A 17,830-nucleotide genomic window follows, 5' to 3' on the forward strand; every position below is an offset into this window, starting at 1 on the left:
GCGGCGCCCCGACGGGCCCGCGGTGGCTCACGCCGTCCGGCGGCGACGGGCCCGCGCCGGACGGCACCGGCCGTCCGGCCGGGCTCAGTTGGTGCCGATGCGGGCCAGCAGGTCCACGATCCGGCCCTGCACCTCGTCGCTGGTGGACCGCTCCGCGAGGAACAGCACCGTCTCGCCCGACGCGAGGCGCGGCAGGTCGGCCTGGCCCACGGCTGCCGTGTAGACCACGAGCGGGGTGCGGTTGAGCTGCCCGTTCGACCGCAGCCAGTCCACGATCCCGGCCTGGCGCCGGTGCACCTGGAGCAGGTCCATCACGACCAGGTTCGGCCGGAAGTGACCCGCCAGCGCCACCGCGTCCGCGTCGCTCGCCGCCCGCGCGACCTGCATCCCGCGCCGCTCCAGCGTCGAGGTCAGCGCCAGCGCGATCTCCGCGTGCTCCTCGACGAGCAGGACCCGCGGCGGGTGCTGCTCGCTGTCGCGGGGCGCGAGCGCCTTCAGCAGTACGGCGGGATCGGCGCCGTACGCCTCCTCGCGCGTCGCCTGCCCGAGTCCCGCGGTGACCAGCACCGGCACCTCGGCGGCCACGGCCGCCTGCCGCAGCGACTGGAGGGCCGTACGCGTGATCGGTCCGGTCAGCGGATCGACGAACAGCGCCGCGGGGAACGCGGCGATCTGCGCGTCCACCTCCTCGCGCGAGTTCACGATCACGGGCCGGTAGCCGCGGTCGCTCAGCGCCTTCTGGGTGGCGGCGTCCGGGGCCGGCCAGACGAGCAGCCGGCGCGGGTTGTCCAGCGGCTCCGGCGGCAGCTCGTCGTCCATCGGCTGCGGCCGCGGCATGTCCGCGACCTCGACCGCACCGCCCGGACCGTCCAGCGGCTCGGGCCCTTCGGCGGCGTTCTCGTCCGGTGCTCCTATGGCGTACGACCGTCCGGCGCCCTCGGTGTTCGGCGCGAGCCGGGACTGTCCCGCGAGCGACGGCTGCGCGACCGCCGGCTGCGGCGCGGCGGCCTTGGGCGCGGGAGCCTGCGGCGCGGCCGCCCGGGTCACGACGGGCTGCTCGGCGCCCGGCTGCGGCCGGCCCGGCTGCGGCCGGCCCGGCTGCTCCGGACGCGTGGCCGGGTCGGGCGGGGTGCCCAGCTTGCGGCGCCGGCCGGAGGCGTTCGGCCCGTGCGGGGGCGGTGTGGCGGCCGCCGACGGCTGCTGCACCTGCGCGGCCTGCCGGGTGAACGGCACGCCCTGGCCCAGCGTCCGCACGCTGAACGCGCGTCCCTGGGTGGAGTTCGGGTCCATGGCTGCCGCCGCCTGCGCGGCCTCGGCCGGCAACGGCTGTGCCGCGCGCGGCTGCACGGGCGCGTTCTCGGGCGGCAGCGGGGTGCCGGCCGCCGGGGTGGCGGACATGACGGGGTGCTGGGCGGCCGGAACCTGAGCCGGGATCTGGGCCGGGATCTGCACCGCGGGGGCAGCGGAGGCCGTTTCCGCGGGGAGCGGCTGGGCGGGAACGCCCTGGGCCGGAACCGGCTGCTGGGCGCCCGGCTGCGGCGGGGCCGACTGCTGGGGAACCTGCGGAACCAGTTGCGGCACGCCACCCGTCACCGCGGGGACCTCCGCCGACTGGCCGGCGGCCCGGCGACGGCGCCCGGTCGGCGCGGTCGTGGGGTGCGGCTGAGGCGGGGTGTGGTCCTCGGCGTGGTCGTGGGGCGCGGCGTCGGGCCGACTGTGGGCGAGGGACGCGTCACCCGCGGGAACCGGTCCCGAGGGAAGCGGCAGGGGTCCCGGCGACGGCACGGGCACGGGCGCCTGGGCGAGCGCCGGTACCGGCCCCGCCTGCGCTCCTTCCGCCGCCCCGTCGGTGGCGCGGTCCGCCTCGGCGGGCGGGAGCGCGAAGACCGCGCGCGGGGCGGCCTCCTGCTGGGCGGCGCGTTCGGCCGCGGCGGCCAGGGCACGGCGGCGCCGCCCGCCGGTCTCCTCGTCGCCGTCCGCTTCGTCCTCGTGGTCCGCGGCGACGGCCGCGGGCAGGGCGGGCGGCAGCGCGTGCTGCTCGTCGGTGCCGCGCCGGGCACGCCGTCCGGCGGGCGCGGACACGCCCTGCGCCGGAACGGTCTCGCCGACGGGCATGCCCTGCGGCGGAACGGTCCCGCCCAGTCCGGTGCCCGCGGCGGCGGTGCCCGCGGCGTTCTCGTCGGCCATGACGACGGCACCCTCGGCCGCGTCCTGGCCCGCGGGCGCGGTCTCGGCGGGCCGTCCACGACGCCGTCCCGTCCCGCCGGAGGCCTCCCCGGCCTCGACGGCGGCGGCCACCGGCTCCTCGGCGGCGGCCGCCGCCCGCCTGCGCCTGCGCCCGGTCGGCGACCCGGTCTCCGCCTCGCCGGCACCGGACTCGCCCGGCACCTCGCTCTCCAGGAAGGCGTCCACGGAGGAGCGGCGGGCCCGTCGCCCGCGCCCGCCGCCGGAGCCCTGGGCGGACCCGTTGCCGTTGTTGCCGAGGTCAGCGCCGGCCGGGGCCTCCAGGGCGTAGGAGGTCGGTCCGGCCGGGCCTTCCAGCGCATGGGGGGTCGGCGCCTGGGCGAGCTCCAGGGCCTGGGAGGGCACCGTCCCCGCCCCGTCCCCGAGCGGCACCTCCAGGACGTACGCGCTGCCGCTCATGCCCGGCACCTCGTGCGTCTGGAGCACGCCGCCGTGGGCGCGCACGATCCCGCGCACGATCGGCTCGTGCACCGGGTCGCCCCCGGCGTACGGGCCGCGCACCTCGATCCGTACGACCTCGCCGCGCTGCGCCGCCGCCACGACGACGGTGTTGTCCATGTAACCGCCCGCCGACACCGGCGCGTTGCCGGTGGCGTCGACGCCCGCGACGTCCGCGACGAGATGCGCGAGCGCGGTCGCCAGCAGCCGCGCGTCGACCTCGGCCTCGATCGGCGGCGCGTGCACGGCGAACTGCACCCGGCCGGGCCCGATCAGCTCGACGGCCCCGTCGACACCGGCGGTGACGACGGCGTCGAGCATGACGTTCGTGCGGTTGACGGTCTGGGTGCCGGCGTCGAGCAGCTGGTAGCCGAGGACGTTGTCGATGAGGGTGGTGATACGCGAGTAGCCCGCCGACAGATGGTGGAGCACCTGGTTGGCCTCGGGCCACAGCTGCCCGGCGTCGTCCGCGGCGAGCGCGGCCAGCTCCCGGCGCAGCTCGTCCAGCGGTCCGCGCAGCGACCGGCCCAGCAGGGTGAGCAACTGGTCGTGACGCGCGGCGAGCGCCTCGTAGCGGTCCTTCTCCCGCTCGCCGAGCGCGGCGTACCGGTCCTCGCCCGCCGCGAGCTCCTCCTCGTGCCGCTCGGCCAGCTCCTCCAGCTCGGTGACGTGCTTCTGGCGCAGGGCGGTCAGGTCGGAGGCGTGTTCCTCGGAGAGCCGCTCCAGCTTCTTGGCGTGCTCCTTGTCGGCGCTCTCCTTCTCCTCGGCGAGGCTGTCGTACAGCCGCCGGTCGTTGAAGGTCATCACGGCACCGACGAGCTGGTCGCCGTCGCGCACGGGCGCCGTGGTCAGGTCGACCGACACCTTGTCGTCGGTCTTGGACCACAGCACCTGCCCGCGTACCCGGTGCTTGCGCCCGGAGCGCAGGGTGTCGGCGAGCGGCGACTCGTCGTACGCGAAGTGCGAGCCGTCGGCGCGCGAGTGCAGCACGAGGTCGTGCAGCTTCTTGCCGCCGAGGTCGCTGGCCCGGTAGCCCAGGATCTGGGCGGCGGCCGGGTTCACCAGGACGATCCGGCCGTCGGTGTCCGTGCCCACCACGCCCTCGGACGCGGCCCGCAGGATCATCTCGGTCTGCCGTTGCGAACGGGCCAGCTCGGCCTCGGTGTCGACGGTGCCGGAGAGATCGCGTACGACGAGCATCAGCAGCTCGTCGCCGGTGTAGCCCTGGCCGTCGTAGGCCTGCTGGCCGTTCTCCAGGTTCGCGCTGGTTACCTCGACGGGGAACTCGGCCCCGTCCGTCCGCCTGGCGATCATGCGGGTGGGCTTGGTCCGCCCGGCCGGGTCCATGTGGTCGGGCCGCCGCATGGAGCCCGGGATCAGCTTGGAGTCGAACTGCGGCAGCAGATCGAGCAGCCCGCGCCCGACGAGGGCGGTGCCCGGCGACTCGAAGGCCTCCAGGGCGATGGTGTTCGCGTTGACGACCGTGCCGTTCGCGTTGACCAGCACCAACGCATCGGGCAGTGCGTCCAGTATGGCTGCGAGGCGAGCAGCGCCTCGGGATGGCCTGCTGCTCACGAGACGCTTCCCTTCTGTTACCGCACCTTGCCGACCGCCCGGGCCATCTTGCCAACCTGCCCGTGACGTGTCACGCGAGGGATTCTAAGGGCTCGGATCGCTCCCGCGGCGCCGGATGAGAGGGAGCTCGCACGACCAAGTGACACGGAGGGCTCGATCGGGCGCCCCGGCTCCGCCGGACCTTCGCGGGACCTCTACGGGACCGTTGCCTTCGCCGGGAGGCCCCTGTGCGGGACCTTCCCCGCCCCTTACCTCCCGCGAGCCGCTATCGGCGCAGGTCGGGAAGCATCGGTACGAACCGGTCCCAGCGGGCGATCCGGCACCCGTCGCCGCGGTCGAACGTCGCGTCGACGGGCCGTCCGGCCCAGGTCCCGGTGACCCGGGCGGTGGCCGGGCCGCCGTACTGCAGGGTGCAGACGCTGTCCTCGGGCACGGGTGCGAAGGTCTCGGTGCCCCAGCGGGTGTTGCGCTCCACCGCAAGACAGGCGCCCTGCGGGTCGGGGTGACTGCCGCCGTCCGGGTGACAGCGCAGTTCGTACGTCCCGTCCGCGGCGCCGCCCGCGCCGCGGACGGTGACGGTGAGGCGGTCGCCGTCCGCCCGGTCCTCGTCGCGCAGGGGCGGTGGCATGATCCGGGCGCTCCCGGCCGCGGCCGGGGCGCTCCCGGCGTAGGCGGCCGTGGGCACGGCGGACAGCGAGCCGGCTGCGGCGAGGCAGGCGGTGGCGAGGGAGGCGGTGGCGGCGAGCCGGCGCAGAGGGCCGGAGGTGACCTGCGACATGACCTGACTAACGCGGTACGAGGCGCCACGTTGCGCGTCCGCCGCACCGGGGGTAAGCCTTTGCCCTACGGCCTACCCGCCTAGTACCGTGGAGGCCGATTGGTGACGCGGCCGTCGTCTGTGTCATCATCTGCACGCACCACTCGCGCTCGCGTGAGCGGTTGTGCTGGAGGCGTCGCCTAGTCCGGTCTATGGCGCCGCACTGCTAATGCGGTTTGGGCCTTAAAGCCCATCGAGGGTTCAAATCCCTCCGCCTCCGCGCGATGACGAAGCCCCGGTCCACTGGACCGGGGCTTCGTCGTTCTCTCGATGGATCTCCGGCTCTCGGCGGATCTCCGGCGGATTTCTTGGCTGTTCCCCGTGACTCCCATGCGGTCCCCGGGTGGCTCCGAGGTCGCCCCAAAAGACGTTTGCGCAGGTCACAATGGGTGCGGCTAACGGATTTCACATGTCGGCGGCAGTCATGTAATGTTCTTCCTGTCGCCGCGAGCGGGCCGGAAGGGCCGGGAGCGAAGACAAAAACAACAAAAGACAAGCACTCGTAGCTTAACGGATAGAGCATCTGACTACGGATCAGAAGGTTGCAGGTTCGAATCCTGCCGAGTGCACATCGGACCAGAGGCCCCGCGGAGTGATCCACGGGGCCTCTGGTTTTCGTATTGACGGCAGTGGTTGACGGCAACCGCTCCGGAGGGCCGGCGCGGGACCGATGCCGAGCTGAGTACCCGTACTCATGTGCCGCTTTACGCGTGTGGGCAGGGTGGCGGGTATGGACCTACCCGTTGCCCCTCCGGCCTTCGACGCCACCACCGGCCCCCGACAGCGGCGCCGTGCGGACCGCGGTGCCGACATCGCAGCCGGGTGCGGTCTCGTGCTCCTGGAACTGATCGCCCTGGCGGTGATCTTCGGACTCTGGTTCATCTCCGGCTTCGGTCTCGACCCGCAGGAGACCGTCACGGCCGACCCCTTGTGGGGCTATCTGGCCGCCGCCGGCGGGGTCGGAGCCGTCGCCGTTGCGGCGGCCGTGACAGCCGCACGGGTCGACGCCGTCGTGACGGTTGTCGCCCAGGCCGTGATGGCCGTCTTGATCTTGATGATTGTCTTGGGCGGCGGTGAGGTCCAGTCTCACCAGGACCAGTTGTGCCACGACGCACCGTCAGCGGTCGGCTGCAAGGACAGTGACCGGACGGATGCGAGGACGCCTGCCGCGCCGTCGTCGGATCAAGCCGTGGGACGGCGGGAGCGGAGCATGCGGACGCCCTTCACGGCGTAGCCGGTGCCCATGACCGCGAGGCCGGCGAAGGCGAGCCGAGAGAGGCCGTCCAGCCCGTGCCGCCGTCCAGGAGGCCGGGCGTTTTCGGGGGCGGGTGTCGCGCGGGCGGGACGGGTCCGGTCTTCGGCTGATCGGGCTTGTCCTTTGATCTGTGCGGGTGACTGACCGCCGGGCCTTCGCCCTTCGTGCACCCGGCGCGCGTCAACTGGGCCCTGTCACACGACGAGGCCGGCGGCCGGTCACCACGACCGGCCGCCCGCCCCCGGACGGCGCCTGGCCGGCGCCGGAAGAGAAGGGACACCGGATGCGCGTACTGCGCGCCTTCCTGGGGAGCGGCATCGCGTCGCTCCTCCTGCTGATCGGCATCTCGCCGGCCACGGCCTACACGGACACCGCCCGTGTGGGAACCGGGACCCACTGCCCGACCGAGCACCGCAGCCGCGGGACCAACTCCGCACCCACCACGCAGTTCGGGCCCTACTACCGCGACGACTGGCGGCTGGGGCCGACGGTTCTTCCGCGGACGGGTGCGCTCGGCCAGATGCTGAGGGGTTACCGCCGCACGGACCACGTCTCCTCGTACTGGTTCCTCGGGTGCTACTGGCAGACGGATCCGCAGACCGGGAAGTCCGGCTGGTGGTACCCGGACAACAACGGCTTCGTGCTGAGGAACGGCAAGCCGGTCGAGCATCTGACGACGCTCCGCAAGGGCCAGCTGGTCGACATCTTCGGGAGCGGCTTCGGCAACTTCCTCGCCCCCGCGGGCACGCCGTACGCCAAGCGCGCGATCCCGCCGAGCAATCTCGACACCTATGTCGCGGCCTATCCGTTCAGCTATCACCTCTACCGGGTCGTCGATCCGTTCGAGGTTCACGCGGGCCCGATCCGGCCCTGGTTCGGGCAGCCCGGTCTGGGTCTCCAGTACTTCTCCGACGTGACGATCCCCAAGCTCATCGAGGCGAAGAAACTGGAAGAAGTGAACGTACGCCGATGACATCCCCCGCGGGGTGGCCCCGGACCTGTCCGGCCGGCGGCCACCCGGGGCAGACGAGGGGACGGACCCGATGGACCGTGCGGACCTTGTCGGAAGGCTTCGCGAGGCGGGCGTCCCGGACGCGTTCTACGACATCCCCGGCGTCCACGAGGTGTCCGTCCAGCCGGACGCCTTCTACTTCCTGGAGCGCGAGGCCGACGCCTGGGCCGTAGGGCTGCGCCAGCGTTCCCGGGACAGCGTGATGGAGCGTTTCGCCACCGAGGCGCAGGCGTGCGCGTACCTCTACGACGCCCTCCTCAAGGCGCTCGCACCCCCGCCGGGACCGGCGGAGTCCCTGGACGAGCTCCTCGCCGACCCCGAGGAGATCCAACGGCAGGCCTGGGCGGACTTCGACCGCCGGGGCCGGACCCCCGACGGCGGCTGAGGCAGCGGCTCGGATGCTGTCAGTGGCTGCGCCTACGCTCGAAGGCGATGACACAGGCATGGAAGTGCTCGGGACTGCGGTGGTCGGCGGACGGTCCCGTGCTGCGATGGGACGGCGGGCGGTGCAGTGCGCTGTCGTGGGGGAAGCAGGTCGCCTTCCGGGTCGTGGACGGGGGTGTGCGGACGTGTGTGGGGGCGCGCGGACATCCGTGCGTGGCGCGGGCGGTCGTCCCGGGGCGCAGTACGGGAGCCCGGTGCGAGGAGTGTGCGCGGATGGACCGGGCGCACTCCGTGGCCGCCGACACCGTCGCGGACGACCCGCGGCCGTACCACGTGTATCTGGCGTGGTTCGGGCCCGGCATGGTCAAGGTCGGCATCACGGCCCTGGAGCGCGGACCGGCCCGGCTGCTGGAGCAGGGCGCCGTCTGTTTCAGCTGGCTCGGCACCGGGCCGTTGATGGCCGCGCGGCGGGCCGAGGAGCTGCTGCGCGCCGCGCTCGGGGTGCCCGACCGGATCCCGTACGCCGACAAGCGCGCGGTGCGCTCCGAGCTGCCCGGCACGCAGGACGAGCGGGCGGCCGAGGTCGTGGCGCTGCACGCACGGGCGGTGGCTCTCGGCGGGTGGCCCGAGTCGCTGACGCGCGAGCCCCTCGACCCCGTCGACCATGTCCGCGTCTTCGGGCTCGCCGGGCTGCCCGCCGCCGGTGCGGCGGTGCGGGAGCTGGTCGCCGGGGGTGTGGTGCGAGGGGAGCTGGTGGCCGCGGCCGGGCCCGATCTGCATCTGGCCGCCGCGGCCGACGACGGGGCCGTGGTGGTGCTCGACACCCGGCTGATGACCGGGTGGGAGCTCCTCCCGGCGGAGGGTTCCGTACCCGAACTCACCGTGCCGATACGCAGGTTCCGGCGGGAGCCGGGTGTGCAGGACGGGCTCTTCTGACCCGGGCGCGGCGAAGTGGGCGGTACGGGTGCGGAGTTGGATGCCTCGGGATCCCTTCAGGTAAGCGCTCTCCGCTCCGATGTGACCGTCCGGCACCGGCTCCAGCGCTCGGCGGCCGACGTCGGGCAAGGAATCACCCAAGTCTTCCCTGAGAGGCTCCTGTGAGTTTCTTAGGGAAATCACAGATTAGTGAAAGCGTGCTCTCAGAGGACCCGGACATGGTGTCCACCATGACCACGACCTCGCCCCAGGGGCGCACCGAACTGCTGAGGCCGGACGGGAGCCCCGTCCGCGTGCTTGTGGTGGACGACGAGTTGTCGATCACCGAACTCCTTTCCATGGCCCTGCGTTACGAGGGCTGGCAGATCCGCAGCGCGGGAGACGGGACGGGCGCGATCCAGACCGCCCGCGAGTTCCGCCCGGACGCGGTGGTCCTGGACATGATGCTGCCCGACATGGACGGGCTGACCGTCCTGGGCCGGCTGCGCCGTGAACTGCCCGACGTACCGGTGCTGTTCCTCACCGCCAAGGACGCGGTCGAGGACCGGATCGCCGGACTCACCGCCGGCGGCGACGACTACGTCACCAAGCCGTTCAGTCTCGAAGAGGTCGTGGCGCGGCTGCGCGGACTGATCCGCCGTTCCGGTGCCGCCGACCGGCGCTCGGACTCCGTGCTCGTCGTCGGCGATCTCACCCTCGACGAGGACAGCCACGAGGTGTCGCGGGCCGGGGACGGCATCCACCTGACCGCAACCGAGTTCGAGCTGCTGCGCTTCCTCATGCGCAATCCCCGTCGCGTGCTCAGCAAGGCCCAGATCCTGGACCGCGTGTGGTCGTACGACTTCGGCGGGCAGGCCAACGTGGTCGAGCTGTACATCTCGTACCTGCGGCGCAAGATCGACGCCGGTCGTGAGCCGATGATCCACACCCGGCGCGGTGCCGGGTATCTGATCAAACCGGCCGGCTGAGGTCCGGTGGCCGGCGGGCCGTCGGTCCTCGTGCCTGCCGCCCTGTCATGGAGGAGCGTCCCCCGGTCGCTCCTCCATCCGGTCGTGAGCCCCCGGCTCCATCCGGTCGTGAGCCCTGGCGCAACGACCCCGAGACCCTTGCGGACGCTTCGGTGAAGGCAGCGCGATGAGCAGGCAGAGACAGCGACAGAAGCAGAAGAGGCAGCGCACACCGCGGACCTTGCGGTCACGGCTGGTGATCTCGGCGGTGGCGCTGATCGCCGTGGTGTGCACCGTGATCGGCACGGTGACGACCCTGGCGTTGCGCTCGCATCTGTACGAGCAGCTGGACGGCAAGGTGCACGACTCCGGCATGCGTCTCGCGGGCGGTCATCTGCCGCCGGGCGGTACGAGCCCCGGCGCCGCCGAGGGGCCGGTCGGGGTCACGGAGGGGCCGGCCGGGGCCTCGCGGGACGACGTGTCGGGCAGCGACAAGGTGGTCAACTTCGCCACACAGGGCCCCACCCAGCCCGGCACCGTAGCCGCTTCCGTGGAGAACGGCACGGTCACCACCGCGGTCCGCACCCAGTCGAAGAAAGACAGCTACGGCAACTTCAAGGGGATGCGCGCCCCCGGTCTCAGTACGGCGCAGAAGGCCGCACTGGGTTCGGCTCCCAGGGACGGCAAGGCGCATTCCGTGGACATCCCCGGGCTCGGTGAGTACCGCGTCGAGTACATGACGAACCGGGACAGCGGCGACTCGTTCTACGTCGCGCTGCCGACCACCGACGTCAGCAACACCATCAACACCCTCGTCCTGGTCGAGGTGAGCATCACCGCCGCCGGTCTCTTCGCCGCAGGCATCGCCGGTTACGTCCTCGTCGGCGTGGCCACCCGCCCGCTGCGCAAGGTCGCCGCCACCGCCACCCGGGTCTCCGAACTCCCCCTGCACACCGGCGAGGTCAACCTCAGCGAGCGGGTCGCCGAGTCCGAGACCGATCCGCACACCGAGGTCGGACAGGTCGGCGCCGCGCTGAACCGGATGCTGAACCACGTCCACGGCGCCCTGCACGCCCGCCAGCAGAGCGAGATGCGGGTACGGCAGTTCGTCGCGGACGCCAGCCACGAGCTGCGCACCCCGCTGGCCTCCATCCGCGGCTACGCCGAGCTCACCCGGCGCGGACGCGAGCAGGTCGGGCCCGACACCCGGCACGCGCTGCACCGCATCGAGTCCGAGGCGGGCCGGATGACGCTGCTGGTCGAGGACCTGCTGCTGCTCGCCCGCCTGGACGCGGGCCGGCCGCTGCAGTTCGAGCAGACCGACCTCGTACCGCTCGTGGTCGACACCATCAGCGACGCCCGCGCGGCGGGCCGGGACCACGTCTGGCGGCTGGAGCTGCCCGACGAGCCCGCGCTGGTGTCCGCGGACGCCGCCCGGCTGCAGCAGGTGCTGGTCAACCTGCTGGCGAACGCGCGTACCCACACCCCGCCCGGTACGACCGTCACCGCACGCGTGCAGCGGCGCGGGCCGTGGCTGTGCGTGGACGTCCAGGACAACGGCCAGGGCATCCCGCCGGACCTGCTCCCGCACGTCTTCGAACGGTTCGCCCGAGGCGACTCGGCGCGTTCCCGCGCCACCGGGTCGACCGGTCTGGGCCTGGCCATCGTGCAGGCCGTGGCGACCGCGCACGGCGGTGCCGTGACCGTCGACAGCGTGCCCGGCCGCACGGTGTTCACCGTGCATCTGCCCGCCCTCGGCCCGGCCGTTCCGCACCCCGCGCCCGAAACGAACTGGCAACTCGACTCACAGGTTCAGCACAGTGCCACCACATGGGTGCAACAGGGCGCTTGACAACAGTCGTTGTCATGCGAACCGATTCTTCTCCCGGCAACCTGCCGGCGCGGGAACACCTCCCGGCCGCGGCCGCCGGTACGCCGGTCCTGGATGTAGTGATCCCCGTCTACAACGAGGAGAAGGACCTCCAGCCGTGCGTCGTCAGACTGCACGAACACCTCAAGCGCACGTTCCCGTACCCGTTCCGCATCACCATCGCGGACAACGCGTCGACGGACACGACCCCGCAGGTGTCCTCGCGGCTGGCGGCGCAGCTGCCGGAGGTGAAGGCCTTCCGGCTGGAGCAGAAGGGCCGCGGCCGGGCGCTGCGGACCGTCTGGTCGGCCTCGGACGCGCCGATCCTCGCCTACATGGACGTGGACCTGTCCACCGACCTCAACGCGCTGCTGCCGCTGGTGGCCCCGCTGATCTCGGGCCACTCGGACCTCGCGATCGGGTCGCGGCTGGCCCGCAGCTCGCGGGTGGTGCGCGGCGCCAAGCGCGAGTTCATCAGCCGCTCGTACAACCTGATCCTGCGCGGTTCGCTCCAGGCCCGCTTCTCGGACGCGCAGTGCGGTTTCAAGGCGATCCGCCGCGATGTCGCCCAGGTGCTGCTGCCGCTGGTGGAGGACACCGGCTGGTTCTTCGACACCGAGATGCTGGTGCTCGCCGAGCGCGCCGGGCTGCGGATCCACGAGGTGCCCGTCGACTGGGTCGACGACCCCGACTCCACGGTGCACATCGTGAAGACGGCGACCGACGACCTGCGGGGCGTGTGGCGGGTGGGCAAGGCCCTGGCCACCGGCTCGCTCCCGCTGGACCGGCTGACCCGGCCGTTCGGCGACGACCCGCGCGACCGTGACCTCGCGGACGTGCCCAGGGGACTGGCCCGCCAGCTCGTCGGGTTCTGTGTCGTCGGCGGCCTGTCGACCCTGTTCTACCTGCTCCTCTACAGCGCCTTCCGCACCTTCGGCGGTTCGCAGACCGCCAACGCGCTCGCGCTGCTGGTCTCGGCGATCGCCAACACGGCCGCCAACCGGCGCCTGACCTTCGGGGTGCGCGGCCGCGGCGGCGCCGTCCGGCACCAGGCGCAGGGCCTGGTCGTCTTCGGCATCGGCCTCGCGCTGACCAGTGGTTCGCTGGCCGCCCTGGGCGCGGCGACGTCCGACCCGGCGCACTCCACCGAACTCGCGGTGCTGATCGCCGCCAACCTCGCGGCGACCGTGCTGCGCTTCCTGCTCTTCCGCGCCTGGGTGTTCCCGGACCGGCGCGAGGCCGACGCCCGCTCGACGGTCGTCGCCTCCCACACCCCGTCCGCTCCGGTCTACGCCACGGCCCAGGCCGCGCAGCACTCCGGCGGCCCGTACGCCCCGCTGCCCCAGCGCCGGCCGGAACAGCAGCAGCCGTACTCCGCTCCGTACGACCCGGCCCCGTACGACCCGACCCCGTACGACCCGACCCTGTTCCGCGCCGGTGAAGCCGCGGACGGCACCTGGCGGGACGCGACCATGCGGCTCCAGCCGACGCGCCCCTACGACACCGACCCGGGGGACTCCCGATGACCATCGACTACGACCGGACGGCCGAACCGACGGCAGATCGGACGACCGACCGGGAAGGCGCTCCCCCGACCTGGGGGCCGCCCCCGACCGCGCCGCCCGTGGATCCGGCGACCGCCCCGCCCGTGGATCCGGCCGCCGGTGCTGCGCCCGCCCCCGAGGGCGGCGAGCCGAAGCAGCCCTTCGTACGGAGACTGTGGCGCGGCCGCCCCGAGGACCCCCGCTGGGCGCGCCCGGCCTTCCTCGGCCTGCTGCTGGCGACCGGGCTGCTCTACCTGTACAACCTGAGCTCCTCCGGTTACGCCAACTCCTTCTACTCCGCGGCCGTCCAGGCCGGCAGCAAGAGCTGGAAGGCGTTCTTCTTCGGCTCGCTGGACGCGGGCAACGCCATCACCGTCGACAAGCCACCGGCCTCGCTGTGGCCGATGGAGCTGGCGGTGCGGATCTTCGGCCTGAACTCGTGGGCGATCCTCGTCCCCGAGGTGCTGATGGGCGTCGCCACCGTCGCCGTCGTGTACGCGTCCGTGCGCCGCCGGTCCAGTGCCGCCGCCGGTCTGATCGCGGGCGCCGTGCTGGCGCTCACGCCCGTCGCGGCGCTGATGTTCCGGTTCAACAACCCGGACGCCATGCTGGCGCTGCTGATGGCCGTCGCCTGTCACCTCGTCGTGCGCGCCCTGGAGGACGGCCGGACGAAGTGGCTGCTGTGGGCCGGCGCGGCGATCGGCTTCGCCTTCCTCGCCAAGACCCTCCAGGCCTTCCTGATCCTGCCGCCGCTGGCGATCGTGTACGCCGTCTGTGCTCCGGTGGCGCTGAAGAAGCGGCTCGGGCAGCTCGCCCTGGCGACCGGCGCGCTGATCGTCTCCGGTGGCTGGTGGGTGGCGATCGTCGAGCTGTGGCCGGCGTCCTCCCGCCCCTACATCGGCGGTTCGCAGAACAACAGCTTCCTGGAACTGACCTTCGGCTACAACGGCCTGGGCCGCCTCAGCGGCGACGAGACCGGCAGTGTCGGCGGCGGTGGTGGCGGGGGCGGCACCGGGCAGTGGGGCGAGACCGGCTGGGACCGGATGTTCAACTCCGAGATCGGCGGCCAGATCTCCTGGCTGCTGCCGGCCGCGCTGGTGCTGCTGGTCGCCGGTCTGGTGGCGACGCGCAGGTTCCCGCGGACGTCCGTGACCCGCGGGTCGTTCCTGGTCTGGGGCGGCTCGCTGCTGATGACCATGGTCGTCTTCAGCTACATGGCGGGCATCTTCCACCAGTACTACACGGTGGCCCTCGCCCCCTACCTCGCGGCCGTGATCGGCATGGGCGCGGGCCTGCTCTGGGAGCGGCGCGAGCGGACCTGGGTGTCGATCACTCTCGCGGCCTCGGCGGTGGCGGCCGCGGTGTGGGGCTACGTCCTGCTCAACCGCACCTCGGACTATCTGCCGTGGCTGAAGTGGCTGGTCCTGGTCGGCGGCCTGGCCGGCGCGCTCGGTCTGGTCTTCGCGGGCCGGGTGCCCCGGCGGACGGCCCTCGCGGCGGCGGCCGTGAGCGTCGTGGCGGCGCTGGCGGGCCCGACGGCGTACACCCTCAGCACGCTCCAGGAGGGGCACACCGGCTCCATCGTCACCGCCGGTCCGGCCGGCGCGAGCATGATGGGCGGCGGTCCGGGCGGTGGCGGCGGTGGCCGGGGCGGCTTCGGCGGCGGCAACGCGCAGGGGCAGGGGCAGCAGGGCAACGGCACCAACCAGAACGGCAACGGGTTCCCGGGCGGCGGCACCGGCGGCTTCCCCGGCGGCGGTATGCCGGGCCAGGGCCAGGGCCAGGGCCAAGGTCAGGGCCAGGGCCAGCAGAACGGCAACGGCTTCCCCGGCGGCGGCCGGACGCTCGAGGGCGGTGGCATGGGCGGCGGCGGTGGCGTCGGCGGCCTGCTGAACGGCGCGAGCGTCTCCTCCGAGGCGAAGGCGCTGCTGGAGAAGAACGCCGGCTCGTACACCTGGGTCGCCGCGTCCGTCGGCTCCCAGAACGCCGCGAGCTACCAGCTCTCCACCGGCGAGCCGGTGATGGCGATCGGCGGCTTCAACGGCACCGACCCGTCCCCGACGCTGGCGCAGTTCAAGAAGTACGTGGCGGACGGAAAGATCCACTACTTCATCTCCGGCGGTGGCATGGGCGGCGGCATGGGTGGCAGCAGCAACGGCACCGCCTCGCAGATCTCCTCGTGGGTCGAGAGCAACTTCAAGAAGGTGACGGTCGGTTCGGCCACCTTCTACGACCTGACGAAGAAGGCGAGTGGCTGACGCTCGGCCGGGACGCAAAGGGCGGTGGCCGTCGGCCACCGCCCTTTCTCTCGCTCGCCGCATACTCGCTGTACGTCGTATAGGGGCTGTTCTACGGTGTATAGCATGTCCACTCCGCAGAGCCACCCCCAGCGCTGGCTGATACTCGGTGTCATATGCCTGGCGCAGCTCACCGTGCTGCTCGACAACACCGTGCTGAACGTCGCGATCCCCTCGCTCACCCGTGAACTGGGCGCGAGCACCTCCGACATCCAGTGGATGATCAACGCCTACTCGCTCGTGCAGTCGGGTCTGCTGCTCACCGCGGGCAGCGCGGCCGACCGCTACGGCCGCAAGAGGATGCTGATCACGGGCCTCGTGCTGTTCGGCGCGGGCTCGCTGGTGGCCGGACTCGCCGACTCCACCGGCCAGTTGATCGCCGCGCGGGCCGGCATGGGCGTCGGCGGCGCGCTGCTGCTGACCACCACACTGGCCGTGGTGATGCAGATCTTCGCGCCCGAGGAGCACGCCAGGGCGATCGGCATCTGGGCCGCGGTCAACGCCCTCGGCTTCGCGGCCGGTCCGCTCATCGGCGGCTTCGTGCTGAACCACTTCCGGTGGGGCGCCATCTTCCTGATCAACCTGCCGGTCGCGGCGCTCGGCCTGGCCGCGGTCGTGGCCCTCGTCCCCGAGTCCAGGAACCCCCGGGGCGAGCGCCCGGACCTGCTCGGCGCCCTGTTGTCCACCATCGGGATGACCTCGCTGGTGTTCGCGATCATCTCCGGCCCTGCGCACGGCTGGACCTCGGCCCGGGTGCTGGTGAGCGCGGCCGTCGCGGTGGCCGTCCTCGCCCTGTTCGCCCACTGGGAGAGCCGGGTCCAGGACCCGATGCTCGACCTGGAGTTCTTCCGCGACCGCCGCTTCAGCGGCGCGGTGGCCGGCGCGGTCCTGATCACGTTCGGCATGGGCGGCGCGCTGTTCCTGCTCACCCAGCACCTCCAGTTCGTCCTCGGGTACGGCCCCCTGGAGGCGGGTCTGCGCACCGCGCCGCTCGCGCTGTCCGTCGTCGCCCTGAACTTCTCCGGTCTGTCGGCGAAGTGGACGAAGCGGCTCGGTACGCCGGTGTCGATAGCGCTGGGCATGGCGCTGATGTCCGGCGGCCTGGTGTCGATCGCCACGCTCGCCGCCCACGGTTACGCGGGCACGCTGCTGGGTCTGCTGCTCATCGGCGCGGGCTGCGCGGTCGCCAACCCCGCCATGGCGCACGCCATCATGAGCGCGATCCCGCCGGAGAAGGCCGGCGTCGGTGCCGGGATCAACGGCACGCTCGCCGAGTTCGGCAACGGACTGGGCGTCGCCGTCCTGGGCGCGGTGCTCAACTCCCGGTTCGCGGCGCTGGTTCCGGTGGCGGCGAGTTCGCTGCCCGCGGCGCTGGCGGCCGCCGACGGGGAGCGGGAGCGGGCCCGGGTCACCGACGCGTTCTCGTCCGGACTCCAGGTCAGCCAGCTCGTGGGCGCGGTGGCCGTGCTGCTCGGCGGGATCCTCGCCGCGGCGTTGTTGCACCGGGCGGAGCGGGCAGACTCGGAGGTGGTGACGGCGTAGACCCTGGTCCGGACCTTCGGCCGGGTCCCGGGCCGCTCCCCGAGCCGGAGGTCGGCCGAGGTGCCGCACCTGGCATCGTGAGCGGGCCGCGGGAGTGTCGAGGAAGGTGCGCCATGGAGCAGCCGGAGCAGGGCGAGCAGGCGGAACAGAGCGAGCAGCCGGAGCAGGGCGAGCAGCCGGAGCAGGGCGAGAAGGCGGCCGGGCGGCCCGCGCGCAGCAGCGTGTGGCTGGAGGGCAAGGCGCGCCGGGGCGGACGCGGGGGCGGCCAGCCGTCGGGCCTCGACCGTGACCGGATCACCGAGGCCACGGTCCGTCTCCTGGACGCCGAGGGGCTGGCCAGGTTCTCCATGCGGCGGCTGGCCGCCGAGCTCAACGTGACCGCGATGTCCGTCTACTGGTACGTCGACACCAAGGACGACCTCCTCGAACTCGCCCTGGACGCGGCCTTCGGCGAGCTGCGCCTGCCCGATCAGGACGCCGGGGACGCGAAGGACTGGCGCGACGGGCTGCGGACGCTGGCCGCCGAGTACCGGGCGCTGCTGGTGCGGCACCCCTGGCTCTCGCCGCTCGCCGGGCGGTACCTCAACATCGGCCCCAACTCGCTGGCCTTCTCCCGCCAGGTGCAGCGCGTCGTCCGGCGCACCGGGCTGCCCGCGCACCGCGTCACGGGCGCGATCTCCGCCGTCTTCCAGTTCGTGTACGGCTACGGCACGATCGAGGGCCACTTCCTCGCCCGCGTCGCCGACGCCGGTGTCGGCCCGGACGATTATTTCCAGCAGGCCATGAGCGCGGCGTACGAGGCCCCGGACACCGCCGACGTGATCCAGGAGTCCCGGGACCTCATGGCCGCCCGCGGCGGCGACACGGTCGCGGAGATGATGGACCGCGACTTCGCCTTCGCCCTGGACCTGCTGGTGGCCGGCATTGAGGCGATGGTGGAACGCGGCTGACCGGGCCTTCGCGGTCCGC

General features: G+C 72.8%; 12 protein-coding genes and 2 tRNA genes. 12 read left to right on the forward strand and 2 right to left on the reverse strand.

The window, feature by feature from the left end; all coding sequences use genetic code 11:
• Positions 1–84: 84 nt before the first annotated feature.
• Together ACZ7OY_RS13920 and ACZ7OY_RS13925 are read right to left on the reverse strand one after the other, a co-directional pair.
• Entirely contained in the window at positions 85–4,257 is a 4,173-nt protein-coding gene (locus ACZ7OY_RS13920) for a hybrid sensor histidine kinase/response regulator (RefSeq protein ID WP_471911591.1), read from the reverse strand.
• Between the two features lie 265 nt (positions 4,258–4,522).
• Positions 4,523–5,035, reverse strand: coding sequence for an SSI family serine proteinase inhibitor (locus ACZ7OY_RS13925; RefSeq protein WP_471911592.1), 513 nt, complete (start codon positions 5,033–5,035; stop codon positions 4,523–4,525).
• A 168-nt stretch (positions 5,036–5,203) separates the two neighbouring features.
• Between ACZ7OY_RS13925 and ACZ7OY_RS13930 the strand changes: the two genes are divergently transcribed.
• The 12 genes from ACZ7OY_RS13930 (at position 5,204) to ACZ7OY_RS13985 (ending at position 17,811) form a co-directional block, all read left to right on the forward strand.
• Positions 5,204–5,294 (forward strand) — tRNA-Ser (locus ACZ7OY_RS13930).
• Between the two features lie 276 nt (positions 5,295–5,570).
• Positions 5,571–5,643, forward strand: a tRNA-Arg gene (locus tag ACZ7OY_RS13935).
• Between the two features lie 161 nt (positions 5,644–5,804).
• Positions 5,805–6,308 carry a DUF6234 family protein gene (locus tag ACZ7OY_RS13940; RefSeq protein ID WP_471911593.1) on the forward strand — a complete coding sequence of 168 codons (504 nt, stop codon included), beginning with the start codon at positions 5,805–5,807 and terminating at the stop codon, positions 6,306–6,308.
• A 304-nt stretch (positions 6,309–6,612) separates the two neighbouring features.
• Positions 6,613–7,302, forward strand: coding sequence for a TNT domain-containing protein (locus ACZ7OY_RS13945; RefSeq protein ID WP_471911594.1), 690 nt, complete (start codon positions 6,613–6,615; stop codon positions 7,300–7,302).
• A gap of 70 nt (positions 7,303–7,372) precedes the next feature.
• A complete protein-coding gene (locus ACZ7OY_RS13950) occupies positions 7,373–7,726 on the forward strand; it encodes a hypothetical protein (protein WP_471911595.1) in 354 nt (117 codons plus the stop codon).
• 47 nt (positions 7,727–7,773) lie between these two features.
• On the forward strand, positions 7,774–8,661 hold the full coding sequence (locus ACZ7OY_RS13955) for a DUF2797 domain-containing protein (RefSeq protein WP_471911596.1): 888 nt from the start codon (positions 7,774–7,776) through the stop codon (positions 8,659–8,661).
• 230 nt (positions 8,662–8,891) lie between these two features.
• A complete protein-coding gene (locus tag ACZ7OY_RS13960; RefSeq protein WP_351603491.1) occupies positions 8,892–9,629 on the forward strand; it encodes a response regulator transcription factor in 738 nt (245 codons plus the stop codon).
• A gap of 166 nt (positions 9,630–9,795) precedes the next feature.
• Positions 9,796–11,460 carry an ATP-binding protein gene (locus ACZ7OY_RS13965; protein WP_471911597.1) on the forward strand — a complete coding sequence of 555 codons (1,665 nt, stop codon included), beginning with the start codon at positions 9,796–9,798 and terminating at the stop codon, positions 11,458–11,460.
• 14 nt (positions 11,461–11,474) lie between these two features.
• Positions 11,475–13,004 carry a bifunctional glycosyltransferase family 2/GtrA family protein gene (locus ACZ7OY_RS13970; protein ID WP_471911598.1) on the forward strand — a complete coding sequence of 510 codons (1,530 nt, stop codon included), beginning with the start codon at positions 11,475–11,477 and terminating at the stop codon, positions 13,002–13,004.
• Entirely contained in the window at positions 13,001–15,280 is a 2,280-nt protein-coding gene (locus ACZ7OY_RS13975; protein ID WP_471911599.1) for a glycosyltransferase family 39 protein, read from the forward strand. The genes ACZ7OY_RS13970 and ACZ7OY_RS13975 overlap by 4 nt, the downstream gene beginning before the upstream one ends.
• 105 nt (positions 15,281–15,385) lie before the next feature.
• Positions 15,386–16,861 (forward strand): MFS transporter, encoded by a 1,476-nt coding sequence (locus ACZ7OY_RS13980; protein WP_471911600.1) that lies wholly within the window; start codon positions 15,386–15,388, stop codon positions 16,859–16,861.
• A gap of 221 nt (positions 16,862–17,082) precedes the next feature.
• Positions 17,083–17,811: a TetR/AcrR family transcriptional regulator gene (locus ACZ7OY_RS13985; RefSeq protein ID WP_351603521.1), complete on the forward strand. Its 729-nt coding sequence runs from the start codon at positions 17,083–17,085 to the stop codon at positions 17,809–17,811.
• Positions 17,812–17,830 lie beyond the last annotated feature (19 nt).

The sequence above is a fragment of the Streptomyces sp. NPDC107559 genome (assembly GCF_055657365.1).

Excerpts from the sequence above, each read along its gene's own strand:
- ACZ7OY_RS13925 (WP_471911592.1), bottom strand. The coding sequence starts at position 5,035 with ATGTCGCAGGTCACCTCCGGCCCTCTGCGCCGGCTCGCCGCCACCGCC.
- ACZ7OY_RS13940 (WP_471911593.1), top strand. The coding sequence starts at position 5,805 with ATGGACCTACCCGTTGCCCCTCCGGCCTTCGACGCCACCACCGGCCCC.
- ACZ7OY_RS13945 (WP_471911594.1), top strand. The coding sequence starts at position 6,613 with ATGCGCGTACTGCGCGCCTTCCTGGGGAGCGGCATCGCGTCGCTCCTC.
- ACZ7OY_RS13950 (WP_471911595.1), top strand. The coding sequence starts at position 7,373 with ATGGACCGTGCGGACCTTGTCGGAAGGCTTCGCGAGGCGGGCGTCCCG.
- ACZ7OY_RS13955 (WP_471911596.1), top strand. The coding sequence starts at position 7,774 with ATGACACAGGCATGGAAGTGCTCGGGACTGCGGTGGTCGGCGGACGGT.
- ACZ7OY_RS13960 (WP_351603491.1), top strand. The coding sequence starts at position 8,892 with ATGACCACGACCTCGCCCCAGGGGCGCACCGAACTGCTGAGGCCGGAC.
- ACZ7OY_RS13965 (WP_471911597.1), top strand. The coding sequence starts at position 9,796 with ATGAGCAGGCAGAGACAGCGACAGAAGCAGAAGAGGCAGCGCACACCG.
- ACZ7OY_RS13970 (WP_471911598.1), top strand. The coding sequence starts at position 11,475 with ATGCGAACCGATTCTTCTCCCGGCAACCTGCCGGCGCGGGAACACCTC.
- ACZ7OY_RS13975 (WP_471911599.1), top strand. The coding sequence starts at position 13,001 with ATGACCATCGACTACGACCGGACGGCCGAACCGACGGCAGATCGGACG.
- ACZ7OY_RS13980 (WP_471911600.1), top strand. The coding sequence starts at position 15,386 with ATGTCCACTCCGCAGAGCCACCCCCAGCGCTGGCTGATACTCGGTGTC.